Origin of the sequence: Aeromicrobium sp. CFBP 8757 (genome assembly GCF_014841755.1) — a bacterium.
Taxonomy (GTDB): Bacteria; Actinomycetota; Actinomycetes; order Propionibacteriales; family Nocardioidaceae; genus Aeromicrobium.
In genome coordinates this window covers 21,093-38,512 of sequence record NZ_JACYUM010000004.1, presented here as the reverse complement: position 1 = coordinate 38,512, position 17,420 = coordinate 21,093, and the positions used below count along the sequence as shown (strand labels likewise).

Sequence of the window (17,420 nt, the reverse complement as noted above, 5' to 3'; positions counted from 1 at the left end):
TCGGGGACGTGAACGCACCACTCGCGAGGGCGCTCTGCGCTCCGGTGTCCGCCCCTCGGGAGGATGTGGACGCGAGATTGACTCGTTCGAACAGATGTTCGATCATGGAGTCATGAACGCCGTCGCAGCCCCCACCCTGAGCGAGCTGCGAGCGCGCGTCGACCAGATGCAGGGGCGCCCCGCGGCCCAGCCCGTCGCGACCCACCCGGCCCTGGCCGGGCTCCTGCAGCTGCAGGCCGGCGGTACCTACTCGGTCGACTCCATGAGCCTCGCGGTCACCCTGATGGCCGGGCCGTCCGCCGACGGCGCCTGGTGTGGCGTGGTCGGCACCGCCGAGCTCGGTCTCGAGGCCGCCGCGGCCGCCGGCGTCGAGCTGCGCCGCACGATCCTGGTGCCCGATCCGGGCGAGGCGTGGCTCGAGGTCACGGCCGCGTTGATCGACGTGCTCGGCGTCGTCGTGCTGCGGGCGCCCGCCCACGTCGCACCCAAGGACGTCAGCCGCGTCAGTGCCCGCCTGCGCCAGCGCGGCGGCATCCTGATCGCCCACGGCGACTGGCCGCGCAGCGAAGCACGCCTGTCGATGAGCGAGGTCGAGTGGGTCGGCGTCGGTCAGGGTCACGGCCACCTGCAGGCCCGCCGAGCCACCGTCGAGGTGCGGCGGGGCACGGCGCCGGCCCGCCGGCGCCGACTGTGGATGCCCGATGCCGCCCAGGTCATCCGTAGGGCCGAGGACGTCGTCACCGCGGTGCCGTCCGAGGCGCCCGCGCGTCTGCGGAGCGTGTCCTGATGGCCCGCACGATGGTGCTGTGGGCGCCCGACTGGCCGATCGTGGCGGTCGACGTCCCGGCGTCCGTCCCGGCGGTCGTGCTCGACAAGGGCTCGGTGCTGGCCTGCTCGCAGGCGGCCCGTGCCGAGGGCGTGCGCCGGGGCATGCGGCGGCGCGACGCCCAGTCGCGGTGCCCCGAGCTCGTCCTGCACGACCACCACCCCGATGTCGACGCCCGGGCCTTCGAGGCCGTCCTGACGGCGATCGAGCAGCTCAGTCCGGGCGTCGCGCCGTTGCGTCCGGGTCTGTGCGCGCTCGAGGTGCCGGCCCGGTTCTACGGCGGCGAGGCCGAGGCGGCGGCCGTCATCGCCGAGCGGCTCGTCGAGCTCGGGGTGTGGGACGTCCGCGCCGGCGTCGCCGACGGGCTGTTCGCCGCCGAGCAGGCCGCCCGTCGCGCCCTGGCGCAGGACAGCATCGTCGTGCCCGAGCGCGGGTCGGCGCAGTTCCTGCGCGATCTGCCCGTCGAGGCCCTCGACGACGCCTCGCTCGTGGGGCTGCTGCGGCGCATGGGTCTGCTGACGCTGGGCGACTTCGCCTCGCTGCCGCCCGCCGACGTCCACACCCGCTTCGGCACGCACGGGGCGCTGCTGCACCGGCTCGCCCGCGGTCTCGACCCCCAGCTCATCAGCCGTCGGCAGGTGCCGCCGGAGTTCGACGCGACGCTGCTGCTCGAGCCGCCGCTCGACAACGTCGAGCCGATCGCGTTCAGCCTGCGCACGACGGCCGAGGCCTTCGTCAGCGATCTGGCCGACCACGGCCTGGTCTGCACGACGGTGCTGATCGAGGTCGACGCCGACGGCTCGCTCGCGACCTCGCGCCGCTGGATGCACCCGCGCTGGTTCGGTGCGACCGACCTGGTCGACCGGGTGCGCTGGCAGCTGTCCGTCGACGGGGCCATCCGTGCCCCCGTCGACGCCGTGCGGCTGATCCCCGAGGTCACCGAGCCGCTGGGCGATCACGCCGACAGCCTCTTCGGCGGTGGGCCCGACGAGCGGGTCGAGCGGGGTGTCGCCCGGGTGCAGAGCATCGTCGGGCACGAGGCTGTCGTGTCGGTCACGGTGCAGGGCGGTCGTGGTCCGGCCGAGCGCCGGCTGCTGACACCGTGGGGCGAGCGGCCGATGCCCACGCGCCCCGGCAGCCTGCCGTGGCCCGGCAGCCTGCCGGCCCCGGCGCCCGCGACGGTCTACCGCGAGCCGCGCCAGGCGATGGTCGTCGGTGCCGAGGGGCAGACGATCGGCGTCACGGGGCGGGGCCTGGTCACGGGCGAGCCGGCCCGCTTCCGGGCCGCGGCCGACCAGGCGTGGCAGCCCGTCGCGTCGTGGGCGGGGCCGTGGCCCGTCGACGACCAGTGGTGGGACGAGGCCGCGGCCCGCAGGCTCGCCCGGTTCCAGGTCGTCGGCGTCGACGGCAGCGCCTTCCTGATGATCGTCGAGGGCGGTCACTGGTGGACCGAGGCCACCTATGACTGACCACGCGGGAGCCGTGTAGCGATGGGCTGGAACAACCCGAACGTCTCGTGGGGCGAGCTCGAGCGGCGACTGTCCGGGCGGCCCGAGCCCGACGGCGGCGACGCGCCCGGGTGGTCGCGCAAGCGCAGGAAGACCGGTCCCCGCGAGATCGAGCAGCCGTCGGGTCCCGTCGTGCCCTATGCCGAGCTGCACTGCCACACCCACTTCAGCTTCCTCGACGGGGCGAGCGGACCGGGCGACCTGGTCGAGGAGTCGATCTCGCTGGGGCTGCACGGGCTGGCGATCACCGATCACGACGGCTTCTACGGGGCCCCGCGGTTCGCCGAGGAGGCAGCCAAGTACCCGGCGGCCGGCCTGCGGACGGTCTACGGCGCCGAGCTCTCGCTGGGCCTGCACGCTCCCCAGAACGGGGTCGCCGATCCCGAGGGCACCCACCTGCTCGTCCTGGCCCGGGGCGTCGAGGGCTACCACCGGCTGGCCGCCGCGATCACCGATGCCCAGCTCCGCGGCGACGAGAAGGGCCGCCCCGTCTACGACCTCGACGAGCTCGCCGAGCGGGGCCGCGACCACTGGGTCGTCCTGACGGGGTGCCGCAAGGGGCACGTGCGCCAGGCGCTCGCCGCGGGCGGACGCGAGGCGGCGGCCTCGGCGCTCGACCTGCTGACGCAGCGCTTCGGTCTCGACGGGGTGGGCGTCGAGCTCGTCGACCACGGCTTCGCGACCGACAGCGCGACCAACGACGTCCTGGCCGACCTGGCCCGCGACCACGGTCTCGCGACGGTCGCGACCAACAACGTCCACTTCGCGCGACCCGCCAACGGCCGGCTCGCGGCGGCCACGGCGGCCGTCCGCGCGCGGCGCAGCCTGGCCGAGATGGACGGCTGGCTGCCCGCGACGGGGGCGGCACACCTGCGCTCCGGCGCCGAGATGCAGCAGCTCTTCCGGCGCTACCCGGGCGCCGTCGCACGCACCGTCCCGCTGGCCGACGAGCTCGCCTTCGACCTGCGGGCCGCCACCCCCCGACTGCCCAAGCGCGGCATCCCCGAGGGTCACACGGCCATGAGCTGGCTGCGGGTGCTGGCCGATCGGGGCATCCGCAAGCGCTACGCGAACAACCAGGCAGCGGCCCGCGAGCGCATCGAGCGCGAGCTCGCGGTCATCGAGGAGAAGGACTTCCCGGGCTACTTCCTGATCGTCCACGACATCGTGCAGTTCGCCCGGGGCCGGGGCATCCTCTGCCAGGGGCGGGGCTCGTCGGCCAACTCCGCGCTCTGCTACGCCCTCGAGATCACCGCGATCGACTCGATCTTCTTCGACCTGCCGTTCGAGCGCTTCCTCGCCACGACCCGCGAGGAGGAGCCCGACATCGACGTCGACTTCGACTCCGACCGTCGCGAGGAGGTCATCCAGTGGGTCTACGACCAGTACGGCCGGCACAACGCCGCGCAGGTCGCCAACGTCATCAGCTACCGTCCGCGGTCGGCGATCCGCGACGCGTCCAAGGCCCTCGGCTACTCGGTCGGCCAGCAGGACGCGTGGTCCAAGCAGATCGACGGCTGGGGGCCGATGGGCAGCGAGGACGTCGAGGGCATCCCCGCGCCGGTCACGTCGCTGGCCCGGCAGATGATGACCGCGCCCCGGCACCTGGGCATCCACTCGGGCGGCATGATCCTGACCGAGCGCCCCATCGGCGAGGTGTGCCCCATCGAGCGCGGCCGCATGGACAAGCGCACGGTGCTGCAGTGGGACAAGGACGCCTGCGAGTACATGGGGCTGGTCAAGTTCGACCTGCTGGGTCTCGGCATGCTAGGGGCGCTCGACCACACGATGCGCATCGTCGCCGAGCACCTGGGCGAGCAGTGGGACCTCGACGCGATGCCGAAGGAGGAGGCGGCGGTCTACGACATGCTGTGCCGGGCCGACTCGATCGGTGTCTTCCAGGTCGAGAGCCGTGCCCAGATCGGCACCCTGCCGCGACTGCAGCCCCGGCGTGCGTACGACCTCGCGATCGAGATCGCCCTGATCCGTCCCGGTCCCATCCAGGGCGGTGCGGTGCACCCCTACATCCGCCGTGCGATGGGCAAGGAGCCCGTCACGTACCCGCACCCGATCCTGCAGCCCGTGCTCGAGCGGACGATGGGGGTCCCGCTGTTCCAGGAGCAGCTGATGCAGATGGCGATCGCGATCGGCGACTGCACGGGCGACGAGGCCGATCTGCTGCGCCGCGCCATGGGGTCCAAGCGCGGCATCGAGCGCATCGAGTCGCTCGAGGACAAGCTCTTCGCGGGCATGGCCCGCCACGGCCTGACCGACGAGGAGGCCGAGGCGATCTACGTCAAGATCAAGTCGTTCGCCAACTTCGGCTTCGCCGAGAGCCACGCCCTGAGCTTCTCGCTGCTGGTCTACGCCAGCTCGTGGCTCAAGCTGCACTACCCGGCGGCGTTCCTCGCGGCGCTGCTGCGCAACCAGCCGATGGGCTTCTACTCGCCGCAGTCGCTCACGACCGATGCGCGGCGGCACGGGGTGACGGTGCTGCGTCCCGACATCATGTGGTCGGGGGCGCAGGCCGATCTCGAGCAGGTCGGCGACGCCGCCGGAGCGACCGGGCGCGATGCGTGCCTCGAGCACGAGCAGCCGCCGGTCGGCCGGTTCGTCCGGGGCACACCCGATCCGACGCCCGAGCACCGGCGCGACGGGCACTTCGCCGTCCGCCTGGGCCTCGACGAGGTGCAGGGCATCGGCCCGGACGTCGCGCGGCAGATCGTGGCGGCCCGCGCCGAGCGTCCCTTCGCCGACATGGCCGACGTCGCCCGCCGCACGGGTCTGTCGGTCGCGCAGATGGAGTCGCTGGCCACGGCCGGTGCCTTCGACGGCTTCGGCATCACCCGGCGGCAGGCGCTCTGGAACGCCGGCTACGTCGAGAGCGCCGACCAGCTCGACGGCACGGCGGTCACGGCGCCGCCACCGATGCTGCCCGGCATGAGCGACGTCGAGGTCACGATGGCCGATCTGTGGGCGACCCGCATCTCACCCGAGACCCATCCCGTCGAGCACCTGCGCCCCCTGCTGCGGCGCGAGGGCATCCTGTCGGTCGCCGACACCGTGACGGCCGAGGCCGACCGACGGGTCAAGGTCGCGGGGCTCATCACGCACCGCCAGCGTCCGGCGACGGCGTCCGGCGTCACGTTCCTCAACCTCGAGGACGAGACCGGCATGCTCAACGTCGTGTGCTCCCAGGCCCTGTGGGCGCGCTACCGCGTCGTCGGGCGCAATGCCGCGGGCATGGTCATCCGCGGCATCCTCGAGCGCAGCGCCGAGGGCGTCGTCAACCTCGTGGCCGACAAGCTCATGCGCATCGAGGAGGTCTACCCCGAGGCGGGCCGCGCGATCTCGCCCAAGCACCGCGGCCGCGACTTCCAGTGACGCGATCGCGAGGTCAGGGCAGGTGCGACCGGACGGTGTCGAGCGTGTCGGCCTCGGCGACGGTCTTGTCGTCGCGGTAGCCGATCACGCGGGCGAAGCGCAGCGCGACGCCCCCGGGGTAGCGGGTCGAGCGCTGCACGCCGTCGAACGCGATCTCGACGACCTGCTCGGGCCGCACCGTCACGACGTGGCCGTCGTCGGACGTCTGCAGCTCACCGAACCGCTCGGTCTGCCAACGCAGCACCTCGTCGGTCATCCCCTTGAACGTCTTGCCCAGCATCACCAGCTCGTCGCCGTCGCGGGCGCCGAGGTGGATGTTCGACAGCCACTGGCTGCGCCGGCCCGAGCCCCGCTCGACCGCGAGCACGACGAGGTCGAGCGTGTGGACGGGCTTGACCTTGACCCACGTCGCGCCACGGCGGCCCGCGGCATAGGGCGCCGAGAGGCTCTTGACGACGACGCCCTCGTGGCCGAGGTCGAGCACGCGGGCTGTGAACGCCTCGGCCTCGGCCTCGTCGTCGGTGAGGACGCGCGGCACGAGGTGCTCGGGCCGGACCAACGACTCCAGCACGTCGAGCCGCTCGTGCGTGGGGGAGTCGACCAGGTCGCGGCCGTCGAGGTGCAGCACGTCGAAGAAGGCCGGGGTCAGCTCGACACCGGACGCGGAGGCGGCCCGCGACGCGGTCTCCTGGAACGGCCTCGGGCGCCCGTCGGGGCCCAGTGCCAGCACCTCGCCGTCGAGGACCACGTTCTGGCACGGCAGGGTGCGGGCGACCTCGACGACCTCGGGGTGCCGACCCGTGACGTCGTCGAGCGATCGCGTGACCACCAGCACGTCGTCGCCGTGGCGGTGCACCTGGATGCGGACGCCGTCGAGCTTCGTGTCGATCGCGACGGTCCCGCCGCCGGCCTTGGCCATCGCCTCCCCGACGGTCGTCGCCGACGAGGCCAGCATCGGCAGCACGGGACGTCCGACCTGCAGCACGAACGCCGACAGCGCCTCCTCGCCGCCGGTCAGTGCCGCGACCGCGACGTCGACCGTCGAGCCGGCCATCATCGCGGCACGCCGGACGCTGGCGGCGGGGACGTCTCCGGCCGCGGCGAGGGCCTCCTGCACCAGCGAGTCGAGCGCACCCTGTCGCACCTCGCCCGTCACGATGCTGCGCAGCCAGACCTGCTCGTCGGGCGTCGCGCGCCCGAACAGGTCGGCCGTCGCAGCGGCGCGCGCGACCTGCGAGCCGGGGCCGGCCACCGTCGAGAGGTGCTCGAAGGCGGCGTGGACGTCGGCGACCGTCAGGCTCGGCTCGTCGGCGGGTGCGGGCAGGTGCTGCAGCGAGCGCCAGCCCAGGCCCGTGCGACGCTGCCGCAGCGATCCGGCCACGTACGACGTGACGGTGACGACGTCGTCCGGGTCGTCGAGGCGCGCGAGCAGCTCGGCCAGCACCGCGACCTTGGCGATGCGCGACCGTGTCGCGGCGACGGCGAGCGAGGTGGCGACGACGTCGGCGAGGAGCATCGGTCCATCATCGCCGTCCCCGCCGCTCCCCGCACGCGACGCCGACGAGTCGCCGATTCCCGCCGACGAGTCGCCGATTCCCGCCGACGAGTCACTCCCGCCGAGGGCGGGCCGCCCGCAGCGACTCGTCGGTGGGCGCGAGCGACTCGTCGCGGGGCGTGCGTGACTCGTCGGCGAACCGCGGGGGGCGGGCTTAATGTTGACGTGACTTTAAGGTGGCGTTAGAGTGACCTTAGAGTCACACCTACTTTAAGTCGAGGAGGGTTCGCCATGACGGTCTCGTCATCGATCGACCAGCGCGTCTCGCTCGCGGTGTCGACCGTCGTCTTCGCCCTCCGACCGCACCCCGAGTCGGGACTCATGACGCTGTGGCTGCCGCTCGTGCGCCGCATCCGCGAGCCGTACGAGGGCATGTGGGCCCTGCCCGGCGGACCGCTCGAGGCCGACGAGGACCTCGCGGCCAGCGCGCAGCACACCCTCGAGCGCACGACGGGCCTGGCCCCCAACTACCTCGAACAGCTCTACGCCTTCGGCCGCGTCGACCGCTCGCCCGACGACCGGGTCGTCTCGATCGTCTACTGGGCCCTGGTGCGCCAGGACGAGGTCGCCCGGGCCGTCGACGGCGAGAACGTCGAGTGGTTCGTGGCCGACGACCTGCCCCCGCTGGCCTTCGACCACGCCCAGATCGTCGACTACGCGCTGGCGCGCCTACGGGCCAAGATCACCTACACGCCGATCGCGCACGCGTTCCTGCCCCCCGAGTTCACCCTGGCCGACCTGCGGGCCGTGCACGAGGCGGTGCTGCGGACGACGCTCGATCCCGCCAACTTCCGCCGGCAGGCCCTCGCCACCAAGACCCTCGTCCCCACCGGCACGTGCCTGACGGGCACGAGCCACCGTCCCCCCGCGCTGTACCGCTTCGAGGCCGGCGCGGCCTCTCCCGCCCCCGAGGAGCGTAGATGACGACATCCACCACCCAGCCCGCCCACGGCAGGTCCGTCGACACCCTGATCGTCGAGCAGCCCGCCGCGAGCTGCGACGTCGAGCTGGCCAAGGGGCCCTGGGAGTTCGACGCCCTGCCCGGATACGGGCCGGGCGCGTCCGAGGACGACGTCATCCCCGAGCCCGTCGTGCGCCCCGGCCAGCTGCCGGCCGCCTACCAGCGCATGGACGCCGACGAGCTGCACGCCCGCATCGTCGCGGCCAAGCGGACGCTCGGCGACAGGCTGGTCATCCTGGGCCACTTCTACCAGCGCGACGAGGTCATCCAGTACGCCGACTTCGTGGGCGACTCGTTCCAGCTCGCCAACGCGGCGCTGACCAGGCCCGACGCCGAGACGATCGTGTTCTGCGGCGTGCACTTCATGGCCGAGACGGCCGACATCCTCGCGCGTCCCGAGCAGAAGGTCATCCTGCCCAACCTCGCGGCCGGCTGCTCCATGGCCGACATGGCCGACGAGGACTCGGTCGAGGCGTGCTGGGAGGACCTCATGGAGCTGTACGGCTCCGAGCCGGACGCCGACGGACGCCAGCCCGTCATCCCCGTGACGTACATGAACTCCTCGGCGGCCCTCAAGGCCTTCTGCGGCCGCAACGGCGGCATCGTCTGCACGTCCTCGAATGCCGCGACGGTGCTGGAGTGGGCCTTCGAGCGCGGTCAGCGGGTGCTGTTCTTCCCCGACCAGCACCTGGGTCGCAACACCGCCAAGGCCATGGGCGTGCCGCTCGAGCAGATGCCGATGTGGAACCCCCGCAAGCCGCTCGGCGGCAGCACCGCCGAGGAGCTCGCCGACGCCAAGGTCATCCTGTGGCACGGCTTCTGCTCGGTGCACAAGCGGTTCACGGTCGCACAGATCGACAAGGCTCGCACCGAGCACCCGGGCGTCAAGATCATCGTGCACCCCGAGAGCCCCATGCCGGTCGTCGACGCCGCCGACGCGGCCGGCTCCACCGACGCCATCCGCAAGTTCGTCATCGCGTCCGAGCCGGGCGACACCATCGCGATCGGCACCGAGATCAACATGGTCAACCGGCTCGCGGCCGAGTTCCCCGACCGCACGATCTTCTGCCTCGACCCGGTCGTGTGCCCGTGCTCGACGATGTACCGCATCCACCCCGGCTACCTCGCCTGGACGCTCGACGGCCTCGTGGCCGGCGAGGTGACCAACCAGATCGTCGTCCCCGACGACGTCGCCACCCACGCCCGTGTCGCGCTCGAGCGGATGCTCGCCGCGCTGCCGAAGTGACGTCGAAGGAGACTGACATGACCCGAGCCCAGCACCTCGTCGTCGTCGGCAGCGGCGTCGCCGGCATGACCACGGCGCTCGACGCCGCCGGCACGTACGACGTCACGCTGATCACGAAGGCCGATCTCGCCGAGAGCAACACCCGCTACGCGCAGGGTGGCGTCGCGGTCGTCATCGACGACATGGCCGACCCCGGCGCGCCGACGATGGGCGACACCGTCGCCTCGCACGTCGCCGACACGCTCGTCGCCGGAGCGGGGATCGGCGACGCCGACACCGTCGGCATCCTGTGCGCCGAGGGCCCCGCCGCGATGGACGGGCTCATCGCGCGCGGCGTGCCGTTCGACCGTCACGACGGCGAGCTGTCGCACGGTCTCGAGGCGGCGCACGCGCACCCGCGCATCCTGCACGCCGGCGGCGACGCCACGGGTGCCGCGATCGCGTACGCCCTGATCCAGCGGGTGCGCGAGAGCGCCGTGACGGTGCGCGAGCGGACGACCGTCGTCGACCTGCTCCTCGACGGCGGTCGCTGCGTCGGCGTCGAGCTGCTCGGCGGCGAGCAGCTGCGGGCCGACGCAGTCGTCCTGGCGACCGGGGGAGCGGGTCAGCTGTTCCCCCACACGACCAACCCCGAGGTCGCGACGGCCGACGGTCTCGGCATGGCGCTGCGCGCCGGCGCGGTCGCGGCCGACCTGGAGTTCTACCAGTTCCACCCCACGGCGCTCGACGCCCCGGGCAGCTTCCTGGTCTCCGAGGCCGTCCGCGGCGAGGGGGCGGTGCTGGCCGACGCCGACGGTCACCGCTTCATGACCGACGTGCACCCCGACGCCGAGCTGGCCCCGCGCGACGTCGTGGCCCGCGGCATCGCCCAGCAGATGAACCGGCAACCGGGTGTGCCGGTGCGGCTCGACGCGACGGCGCTCGGCGCCGACTTCCTCGCGCGTCGCTTCCCCACGATCGACGCCGCCTGCCGCGCCCAGGGCTTCGACTGGGCTCGCGTGCCGATCCCCGTCGCGCCCGCGGCCCACTACTTCATGGGCGGCGTGCGCACCGACGAGTGGGGACGCACCTCGGTGCCGGGCCTGCTCGCCGTCGGCGAGGTCGCCTGCAACGGGGTGCACGGGGCCAACCGCCTGGCGTCCAACTCCCTGCTCGAGGGCGCCGTCTACGGACGGCGGGTCGTCGAGGGGCTGCGGTCCGGGCCGCCCGTGCACGTCTTCGACGACGACTGGGCGGCTCCGCTGGTCCTCGACCTGACGGACGACCCCGACGCCCACGACGTCAGCCGCGCCGACCTGCAGCAGGTCATGTGGGACGCCGCCGGCCTGGCCCGCGACGGGGCCGACCTGCGCCAGGCGGCCGTCGAGCTGCGGCGGTGGAAGTCGCCCGACGTCACCGACGCCAAGTCCGCCGAGGACGCCAACCTGCTCGTCGTGGCCCGCGCCGTCGTCGAGAGCGCGCTGGCCCGGCACGAGTCGCGCGGCGGGCACTACCGCACCGACTTCCCGCTCACCGATCCCGCGCAGGCGCGCCACTCCGCGATCGTCCGTGCCGAAGGAGCCCCCCGTGCTTGAGCGTCGTCAGATCCAGCGCGTCGTCGACCTGGCGCTCGACGAGGACGCCCCGTTCGGCGACCTCACGTCGCAGACGCTCGTGCCGGCGTCGGCCGTCGCGCACGCCGACCTCGTCGCCCGCGAGCCGGGCGTGCTGGCGGGTGTCGAGGTCTTCGCGATCGCGATGACGACCCTCGACCCGTCCGTCGAGGTCACGCTGCACGCGGCCGACGGCGACGTGTTCGGCGCGGGCGCGGTGCTCGCGAGCGTCGAGGGTCCCGCACGGGTCGTGCTGCAGGCCGAGCGGGTCGCGCTCAACCTCGTCCAGCGCATGACCGGCATCGCGACCCTGACGCGCACGTACGTCGAGGCCGTCGCGGGCACGGGTGCCCGCGTCGTCGACACCCGCAAGACCACGCCCGGGCTGCGCGCGCTCGAGCGCCACGCCGTGCGGTGCGGCGGCGGGCACAACCACCGCTACTCGCTGTCGGACGCCGTGATGGCCAAGGACAACCACCTCGCGGTGATCCCCGACCTCACCGCAGCGCTGCGCCGCGCCGCCGACGAGCTGCCGCACACGACGCACATCGAGGTCGAGGTCGACCGCCTCGACCAGCTCGACGCGGTGCTCGCGGCGGGGGTCGTCGGCACGATCATGCTCGACAACTTCAGCCTCGACGACCTGCGGGCCGGCGTCGCGCACATCGACGGACGAGCGCTCGTCGAGGCCAGTGGCGGCATCACCCTCGACACGATCGCCGATGTCGCGGCCACGGGCGTCGACGTCGTCTCGGTCGGCGCCCTGACCCACAGCGTCCGGGCGCTCGACCTCGGGCTCGACATCAGCGTCACGTGATCTATCTCGACGAGGCGGCGACGACGCCGGTGCGCCGCGAGGTGCTCGAGGCCATGTGGCCCTACCTCGGGCCCGAGTTCGGCAACCCGTCGAGCCATCACGAGGTGGGGGAGTCGGCGCGATCGGGCCTCGAGCGGGCGCGGGCCGACGTCGCGGACGTGCTGGGCTGCCGGCCGTCCGAGGTCACGTTCACGTCCGGCGGCACGGAGTCCGACAACACCGCGGTCAAGGGGATCGCGCTGGCCTCGCCGGGACGCCACGTCGTCGTCTCGGCGGTCGAGCACCCGGCCGTCCTCGAGTCGGCGGCGTGGCTGGGGCGGTTCGGCTACGACGTCACGGTGCTCCCCGTCGACCGCGACGGCCTGGTCGATCCCGCCGTCCTGGCCGGCGCACTGCGCGACGACACCGCGGTCGTGAGCATCCAGCACGCCAACAACGAGGTCGGCACGGTCCAGCCGATCGCCGACCTCGCCGCCGTGACCGCCGAGCGCGGCGTCCCCCTGCACACCGACGCGGTGCAGACCGCCGGTTGGTTCGATCTGCACGTCGGCGGCCTGGGTGTCCAGGCCATGAGCATCTCGGGGCACAAGCTGGGGGCGCCGAAGGGCATCGGCGTGCTGCACGTCGCCCGCCGGACCCCCGTCGAGCCGTTGGTGCACGGCGGTGGGCAGGAGGCGGGTCGACGGTCTGGCACCGAGAACGTCGCCGCGGCGATCGGCATGGCAGCGGCGCTGAGGCTGGCACGAGGCCCGGTCGACGACGTCGTGGCCCGCCGCGACGCCTTCGTCGCGCGGGTCCTGGCCGGCGTGCCGGGTGCCCGGCTGACGGGTCATCCTCACGACCGCCTGCCGGGGAGCGCATCGTTCGTGCTGCCCGGCACGAGCGGGGAGTCCGTGCTGCTCGAGCTGCAGGCGCGCGGCGTCGTCTGCTCGTCGGGATCGGCCTGCGCTGCCGGCAGCGACGATCCCTCCCACGTGCTGCTGGCGATGGGCGTCGAGCCCGAGGTCGCCCAGACCGCGGTCCGGTTCACGTTCGGACGCGGCACGTCGGACGGCGACCTCGAGGTCGCGGCCACCGAGCTCGCGACGGCGGTGCGCACCGTCGGAGGTCTGCGTGCCTAGGGTCGTGCCGGTCCTGGCCGGATGAGGACACCATGTCTCGCGAGCGTTGACGCGGTGTGACGGGCGCCATAGTCTTGGATCGATCCAATAAATCGTTTCAATGCTCGGGGGCCCCATGAACGACGACACGACCGACCCATCCACGACCGGTTCCGGTCCCAGTCGCCGCCGGGTGCTGCAGGTGAGTGCGGCGGCCGGGCTCGGGATGCTCGCCGCACCGGTGCTCCCGGGCTCCCCGGGAGCCGCGACGGGAGGCGGCGGCTCCTTCGAGCGGCGGTTCGCCTCGCCGCCGACGTCGGCGGGTGCCCGCTTCCGGTGGTGGTGGCCCAACGGCCACGTGACCCCGTCCGAGATCGCCCGTGAGGTCAAGCAGGTCGCGGAGGCCGGATTCGGCGGCCTCGAGGTGGCCGACGTCCACCACAGCGTCCGCAGCGGCCTCGACCCCGCAGGTCACGGCTGGGCGACCGAGCCGTGGATCGCGGGCCTCGACGCCGCGCTGACGCAGGCGGGCCGCGAGGGCATCACGATCGACGTCACCGCGGGCCCGTCGTGGCCCGCGGCCGTCCCCACGGTCCAGCCCGACTCGCCGGTCGCGTCGCACGAGCTCGCCCACGGGCTCGCGACCGTCGCCGCGGGGCAGACCTTCGACGGACGGCTGCCGGACCCGGTCGTGGAGGCGTCGAGGGGCGTCACGCGGTCGACCCTCGTGCGGGTGCAGGCCGTGCGGCTCGTGACGCCGTCGACGCGCGAGAGCGTCCTCGACCGCGCGTCGCTGATCGACCTGACCGATCGGGTCGTCGCGGGCACGATCACCTGGACGGCGCCTACCGAGGGCTCGTGGCTGCTGCTGGCCTACTGGGAGCGCGGCTCGGGCCAGATGCCCGAGGCAGGACCGCACACGTCGCCCGACTCGTACGTCATCGACCACTTCAGCCGGGCGGCGACGGACGCCCTCACGTCCTACTGGGACCGCCGCATCCTGTCGCCGAGGATCGCGCGGCTCCTGCGCCGGTCCGGCAGCACGTTCTTCGAGGACTCGCTCGAGATCGAGACCGACGCGACGATCTGGACCCCCGGGTTCCTCGAGGCCTTCCGCGCCAACCGCGGGTACGACCTCGCGCCGTACCTCCCGATCATGCTCGAGGTCGACGAGAAGTACCTCTACACCTTCGATACCGACCGCACGAGCCGCGTCCGCGACGACGTCGCGCAGGTCTTCAGCGACCTCTACCGCGACCACCACCTCGTCCCGGCCCGCGACTGGGCCCACCGGCAGGGGCTGCGGCTGAGGATCCAGGCATACGGGCTCGAGACCGACACGCTCGCCTACTCCGGGCTGCTCGACGTCCCCGAGACCGAGTCGCTGGGGTTCAAGAACCTCGACGACTACCGCGTCATGGCGGGCGGTCGTGACCTCGGCGGACGCACGATCCTGTCGTGCGAGGCGGCGGCCTACAACGGCTCGGCCTACAACGTGACGTGGGACCGCGTGCTCACGACCGTCAACAGCATCTACGCCGCCGGCGTCAACCAGGCCGTGCTGCACGGCTTCGCGTACGCCGAGGCACCGGGTGCCGCCTGGCCCGGCTTCGCCGCGTTCTCGCCCTACGGCAACAACACGCCGGGCTTCTCCGAGGCATGGGGTCCGCGCCAGCCGTCGTGGGCCCACGTGCCCGACATCGCCGCCTACCTCAAGCGGACGCAGTGGGTGCTGCAGACCGGCACCAACTCGGTCGACCTGGTCTACTACCGCCAGAAGGGCTGGGCGGCCACCGGCATCGGCGCGCTGTGGGCCACCAACGACGGCATCCCGCTGGGCTGGAGCCACAGCTTCATCAGCTCCGACGTGCTGGGCTGGCGGTCCGCGTCGCTACGGCGCGGACGTCTGGCGCCCGACGGCCCGGCGTACAAGGCCATGATCATCGAGGGCGACGCGTTCCGCGGCCGGCGGGCCACGCTGACCGTCGCGGCCGCTCGACGCGTGGCCGAGCTGGCGGCGGCCGGCTTCCCGATCGTCTTCCTCGGCGACTGGAGCACCCCGACGGCCGAGGGGCTCGGGTCGGCGGCCGACGACGCGACGGTCGCGGCGGCCGTCAGGTCGGCGCAAGGACGTCCGAGCGTCCGCACCGTGGCGCTGCCCGCCGACGTGCCGGGCGCGCTCGCGGCGCTGCGGGTGCGTCCGCACGTGACCCATGAGCGGTCGACGCTGGTGCACGTGCACCGGCGCACCGACGATGCCGACTTCTTCTACGTCGCCAACGCCCGCCACGCCGAGAACCGCAAGCTCGAGACCGTCGACCAGACGGTGTGGTTCGACCGGCGCGACGCGCGGCAGGTGCCGTTCGTCCTCGACGCGTGGACCGGCGAGGTGCGACGGATCGCCCGGTACCAGCGCGACGGCGACCGCATCGGCGTCCGTCTGCGGCTGCTCGCGGGCCAGAGCACCGTGGTGGTCCTCGCCGGGTCGTCGTGGGCCGCCGCCTCGTCGAGGCGCGTGCCCCAGGTCGTCTCGACGGAGGCGGACGACATCCGCGTCGACGGTTCACGCCTCGTGCTGCGGTCGTCGAGGCAGGGGACGTTCGTGACGGTCCTGGGCGACTCCCGGTCGCGGCGCACCACGGTCGGCGCCGTGCCGGCCGAGCGCCCGCTCACGTCGTGGACCCTCGAGGTCGAGGACTGGCAGCCCGGGAGCAGGCCGTCGACGACCCGCAAGCCCGTCGTGCGGCGGACCCTGTCGGCGCTCGTGCCGTGGCTCGAGATCCCGGGCCTCGAGGACGTGTCGGGCATCGGTCGCTACACGACCGTGGTCGACTGGGACGCCGCCCGTCACGTCGGTGCGCACCTCGACCTCGGCTCGGTGCTGGGCTCGTTCCGGGTGAGGGTCAACGGCCGTCGCGTGCCCGGCACCAACCCGCTCGACACCGTGGTCGACCTCGGCGATTCCCTGCGCAGGGGGCGCAACACCGTCGAGGTCGAGGTGGCGTCGACGCTCCTCAACCGCCTCCGGACCGCGCAGGCCGTCGTGTTCGGCTCGTCGGCCCGTCAGCGGTACGGCCTGGTGGGGCCGGTGACCCTGCGGCCCTACGGGACGGCCGAGGTCAGGGCCTGACGGGCGGGGGACCGGCCGGCGACGCCTCCTCGTCGGCGGCCGGGACCTCGCAGACGCCGTCGGCGCACGACGGGGCGTCGGGCTCCCCGACGATCTCGAGCGGGCCGCTCACGGCGTCGCCGCGGTCAGCCCGGCGGCCTCGCGCAGCACGTCGGTGAACACCGAGGGCTCCTGCGCCCCGGAGACGCCGAGACGGCCGTCGATCACGAAGAACGGCACGCCGCTGATGCCGTAGGCGACCGCCTGGTCCTTGTCGGCGTCGACATCGGCGCGGTACGTGCCCGACGTCAGGGCCTCGACGGCCTCGTCGCGGTCGAGCCCGATCTCGGCCGCCAGGCCGGCGAGGTCGTCGACGCGCCCGATGTGGCGGCCCTCCTCGAAGTACGCCGCGAACAGCCGCTCGACGAGGTCGAGCTGGCGCCCCTTGGCCTTGGCGAGGTGCAGCAGCTCGTGCGCCCGCACGGTGTTGGTGTGCTGCAGCGCGTCGAAGTCGTACGACAGCCCCTCGGTCGTGGCGAGCTGCGTCATCTGCGCCAGCATCTGCTCGACCTGCTGCGGGGCGAGACGCTTGTGCGACACGAGGAAGTCGACCTCGGACCCCTCGAAGTCGACCGGGGTGTCGGGGGAGAGCTCGAAGGAGTGGTACTCCACCTCGAGCTCGCCGCCGGCGGCGGCGAAGTCGGCGGCCGCCGTCTCGAAGCGGCGCTTGCCGATGTAGCACCAGGGGCATGCGATGTCGGACCAGATGTCGACCTTGACGGAGTTGCTCACGTGCGCCACAACGCCGGGACGTCCCCGGACTATTCCGCTTTCGCGCAGGCCCCTCGGAGGAGTAGGTTCATGTCATGACAATTGCCGTGGCCTACCGGCCTGACGAGTTCGGACGCGCAGCCCTCGAGTGGGCGGCGGAGCACGCCACCACCGTCGACGAGTCGATCATCGTGATCAACATCAGCCGGGGCGAGCCGCGCCTCGACGCCGGGTTCGCGCGCGGGCGCGACATCCAGGACATGACCGAGGGCCTCAAGTCCAAGGGCGTGTCGATCGAGGTGCGTCAGACCGTCGGCGACAACGTCTCCGAGGCCGTCCTGTTCGAGGCCGAGCAGGCCGGCGCGACGATGATCGTGGTCGGCATCCGTCGGCGCAGCCCCGTCGGCAAGATGCTGATGGGCAGCGTCGCGCAGTCGATCCTGCTCGACGCGTCCGTCCCGGTCGTCGCCGTCAAGCCCTGACGCACCGGGTCGGGGGCCCCGTCGCGCCGGACGCCGTGGGCGGCGCCTCCGGGGCGGCTCGCTAGGCTT

The 17,420-nt window shown here is 73.1% G+C and carries 13 protein-coding genes; 10 read left to right on the top strand and 3 right to left on the bottom strand.

The annotated features are described in order from the left end of the window. Positions 1-112: 112 nt before the first annotated feature. From IFT73_RS12065 to IFT73_RS12055, 3 genes are read left to right on the top strand one after another with little or no spacing between them, the layout of a single operon-like run. Positions 113-787 (top strand): hypothetical protein, encoded by a 675-nt coding sequence (locus IFT73_RS12065; protein WP_197984151.1) that lies wholly within the window; start codon positions 113-115, stop codon positions 785-787. Next, on the top strand, positions 787-2,295 hold the full coding sequence (locus IFT73_RS12060) for a DNA polymerase Y family protein (RefSeq protein WP_192167847.1): 1,509 nt from the start codon (positions 787-789) through the stop codon (positions 2,293-2,295). Before IFT73_RS12065 ends, IFT73_RS12060 begins: the two co-directional genes overlap by 1 nt. 21 nt (positions 2,296-2,316) lie before the next feature. Further along, positions 2,317-5,718, top strand: coding sequence for an error-prone DNA polymerase (locus IFT73_RS12055; protein ID WP_192167846.1), 3,402 nt, complete (start codon positions 2,317-2,319; stop codon positions 5,716-5,718). 13 nt (positions 5,719-5,731) lie between these two features. Here the strand turns inward: IFT73_RS12055 and IFT73_RS12050 are convergent, their stop codons facing one another. Further along, positions 5,732-7,234 carry an ATP-dependent DNA ligase gene (locus IFT73_RS12050; RefSeq protein WP_192167845.1) on the bottom strand — a complete coding sequence of 501 codons (1,503 nt, stop codon included), beginning with the start codon at positions 7,232-7,234 and terminating at the stop codon, positions 5,732-5,734. Between the two features lie 270 nt (positions 7,235-7,504). Here IFT73_RS12050 and IFT73_RS12045 point away from each other — a divergent pair, with 270 nt between their 5' ends. From IFT73_RS12045 to IFT73_RS12020, 6 genes are all read left to right on the top strand, one after another. Beyond that, positions 7,505-8,197, top strand: a complete 693-nt coding sequence (locus IFT73_RS12045; RefSeq protein WP_056611706.1) for an NUDIX domain-containing protein — start codon at positions 7,505-7,507, stop codon at positions 8,195-8,197. Further along, on the top strand, positions 8,194-9,480 hold the full coding sequence (nadA, locus tag IFT73_RS12040) for a quinolinate synthase NadA (RefSeq protein WP_192167844.1): 1,287 nt from the start codon (positions 8,194-8,196) through the stop codon (positions 9,478-9,480). Before IFT73_RS12045 ends, nadA begins: the two co-directional genes overlap by 4 nt. 17 nt (positions 9,481-9,497) lie before the next feature. Beyond that, the gene (gene nadB / locus IFT73_RS12035) at positions 9,498-11,054 is read left to right on the top strand and encodes an L-aspartate oxidase (protein ID WP_192167843.1); all 1,557 of its coding nucleotides are present in this window, start codon (positions 9,498-9,500) and stop codon (positions 11,052-11,054) included. Beyond that, complete coding sequence (gene nadC / locus IFT73_RS12030; RefSeq protein ID WP_192167842.1) at positions 11,047-11,889, top strand: carboxylating nicotinate-nucleotide diphosphorylase; 843 nt, start codon at positions 11,047-11,049, stop codon at positions 11,887-11,889. The genes nadB and nadC overlap by 8 nt, the downstream gene beginning before the upstream one ends. Next, on the top strand, positions 11,886-13,010 hold the full coding sequence (locus tag IFT73_RS12025) for an aminotransferase class V-fold PLP-dependent enzyme (RefSeq protein ID WP_192167841.1): 1,125 nt from the start codon (positions 11,886-11,888) through the stop codon (positions 13,008-13,010). The genes nadC and IFT73_RS12025 overlap by 4 nt, the downstream gene beginning before the upstream one ends. A gap of 115 nt (positions 13,011-13,125) precedes the next feature. Next, positions 13,126-16,119, top strand: a complete 2,994-nt coding sequence (locus IFT73_RS12020) for a glycosyl hydrolase (RefSeq protein ID WP_192167840.1) — start codon at positions 13,126-13,128, stop codon at positions 16,117-16,119. Here IFT73_RS12020 and IFT73_RS19310 read toward each other — a convergent pair. Together IFT73_RS19310 and IFT73_RS12015 are read right to left on the bottom strand one after the other, a co-directional pair. Next, positions 16,109-16,231 carry a hypothetical protein gene (locus IFT73_RS19310; RefSeq protein ID WP_256435512.1) on the bottom strand — a complete coding sequence of 41 codons (123 nt, stop codon included), beginning with the start codon at positions 16,229-16,231 and terminating at the stop codon, positions 16,109-16,111. The genes IFT73_RS12020 and IFT73_RS19310 overlap by 11 nt on opposite strands. Next, the gene (locus tag IFT73_RS12015) at positions 16,228-16,890 is read right to left on the bottom strand and encodes a DsbA family protein (protein ID WP_192167839.1); all 663 of its coding nucleotides are present in this window, start codon (positions 16,888-16,890) and stop codon (positions 16,228-16,230) included. Before IFT73_RS12015 ends, IFT73_RS19310 begins: the two co-directional genes overlap by 4 nt. 74 nt (positions 16,891-16,964) lie before the next feature. Between IFT73_RS12015 and IFT73_RS12010 the strand changes: the two genes are divergently transcribed. Further along, positions 16,965-17,351, top strand: a complete 387-nt coding sequence (locus IFT73_RS12010) for a universal stress protein (RefSeq protein WP_192167838.1) — start codon at positions 16,965-16,967, stop codon at positions 17,349-17,351. Positions 17,352-17,420 lie beyond the last annotated feature (69 nt).

What these genes read in the sequence shown, in the direction of transcription:
- IFT73_RS12050 (WP_192167845.1), bottom strand. Translation starts at nt 7,234, where the DNA reads ATGCTCCTCGCCGACGTCGTCGCCACCTCGCTCGCCGTCGCCGCGACA.
- IFT73_RS12065 (WP_197984151.1), top strand. Translation starts at nt 113, where the DNA reads ATGAACGCCGTCGCAGCCCCCACCCTGAGCGAGCTGCGAGCGCGCGTC.
- IFT73_RS12055 (WP_192167846.1), top strand. Translation starts at nt 2,317, where the DNA reads ATGGGCTGGAACAACCCGAACGTCTCGTGGGGCGAGCTCGAGCGGCGA.
- IFT73_RS12060 (WP_192167847.1), top strand. Translation starts at nt 787, where the DNA reads ATGGCCCGCACGATGGTGCTGTGGGCGCCCGACTGGCCGATCGTGGCG.
- nadB (WP_192167843.1), top strand. Translation starts at nt 9,498, where the DNA reads ATGACCCGAGCCCAGCACCTCGTCGTCGTCGGCAGCGGCGTCGCCGGC.
- IFT73_RS12020 (WP_192167840.1), top strand. Translation starts at nt 13,126, where the DNA reads ATGAACGACGACACGACCGACCCATCCACGACCGGTTCCGGTCCCAGT.
- IFT73_RS12010 (WP_192167838.1), top strand. Translation starts at nt 16,965, where the DNA reads ATGACAATTGCCGTGGCCTACCGGCCTGACGAGTTCGGACGCGCAGCC.
- IFT73_RS12045 (WP_056611706.1), top strand. Translation starts at nt 7,505, where the DNA reads ATGACGGTCTCGTCATCGATCGACCAGCGCGTCTCGCTCGCGGTGTCG.
- nadA (WP_192167844.1), top strand. Translation starts at nt 8,194, where the DNA reads ATGACGACATCCACCACCCAGCCCGCCCACGGCAGGTCCGTCGACACC.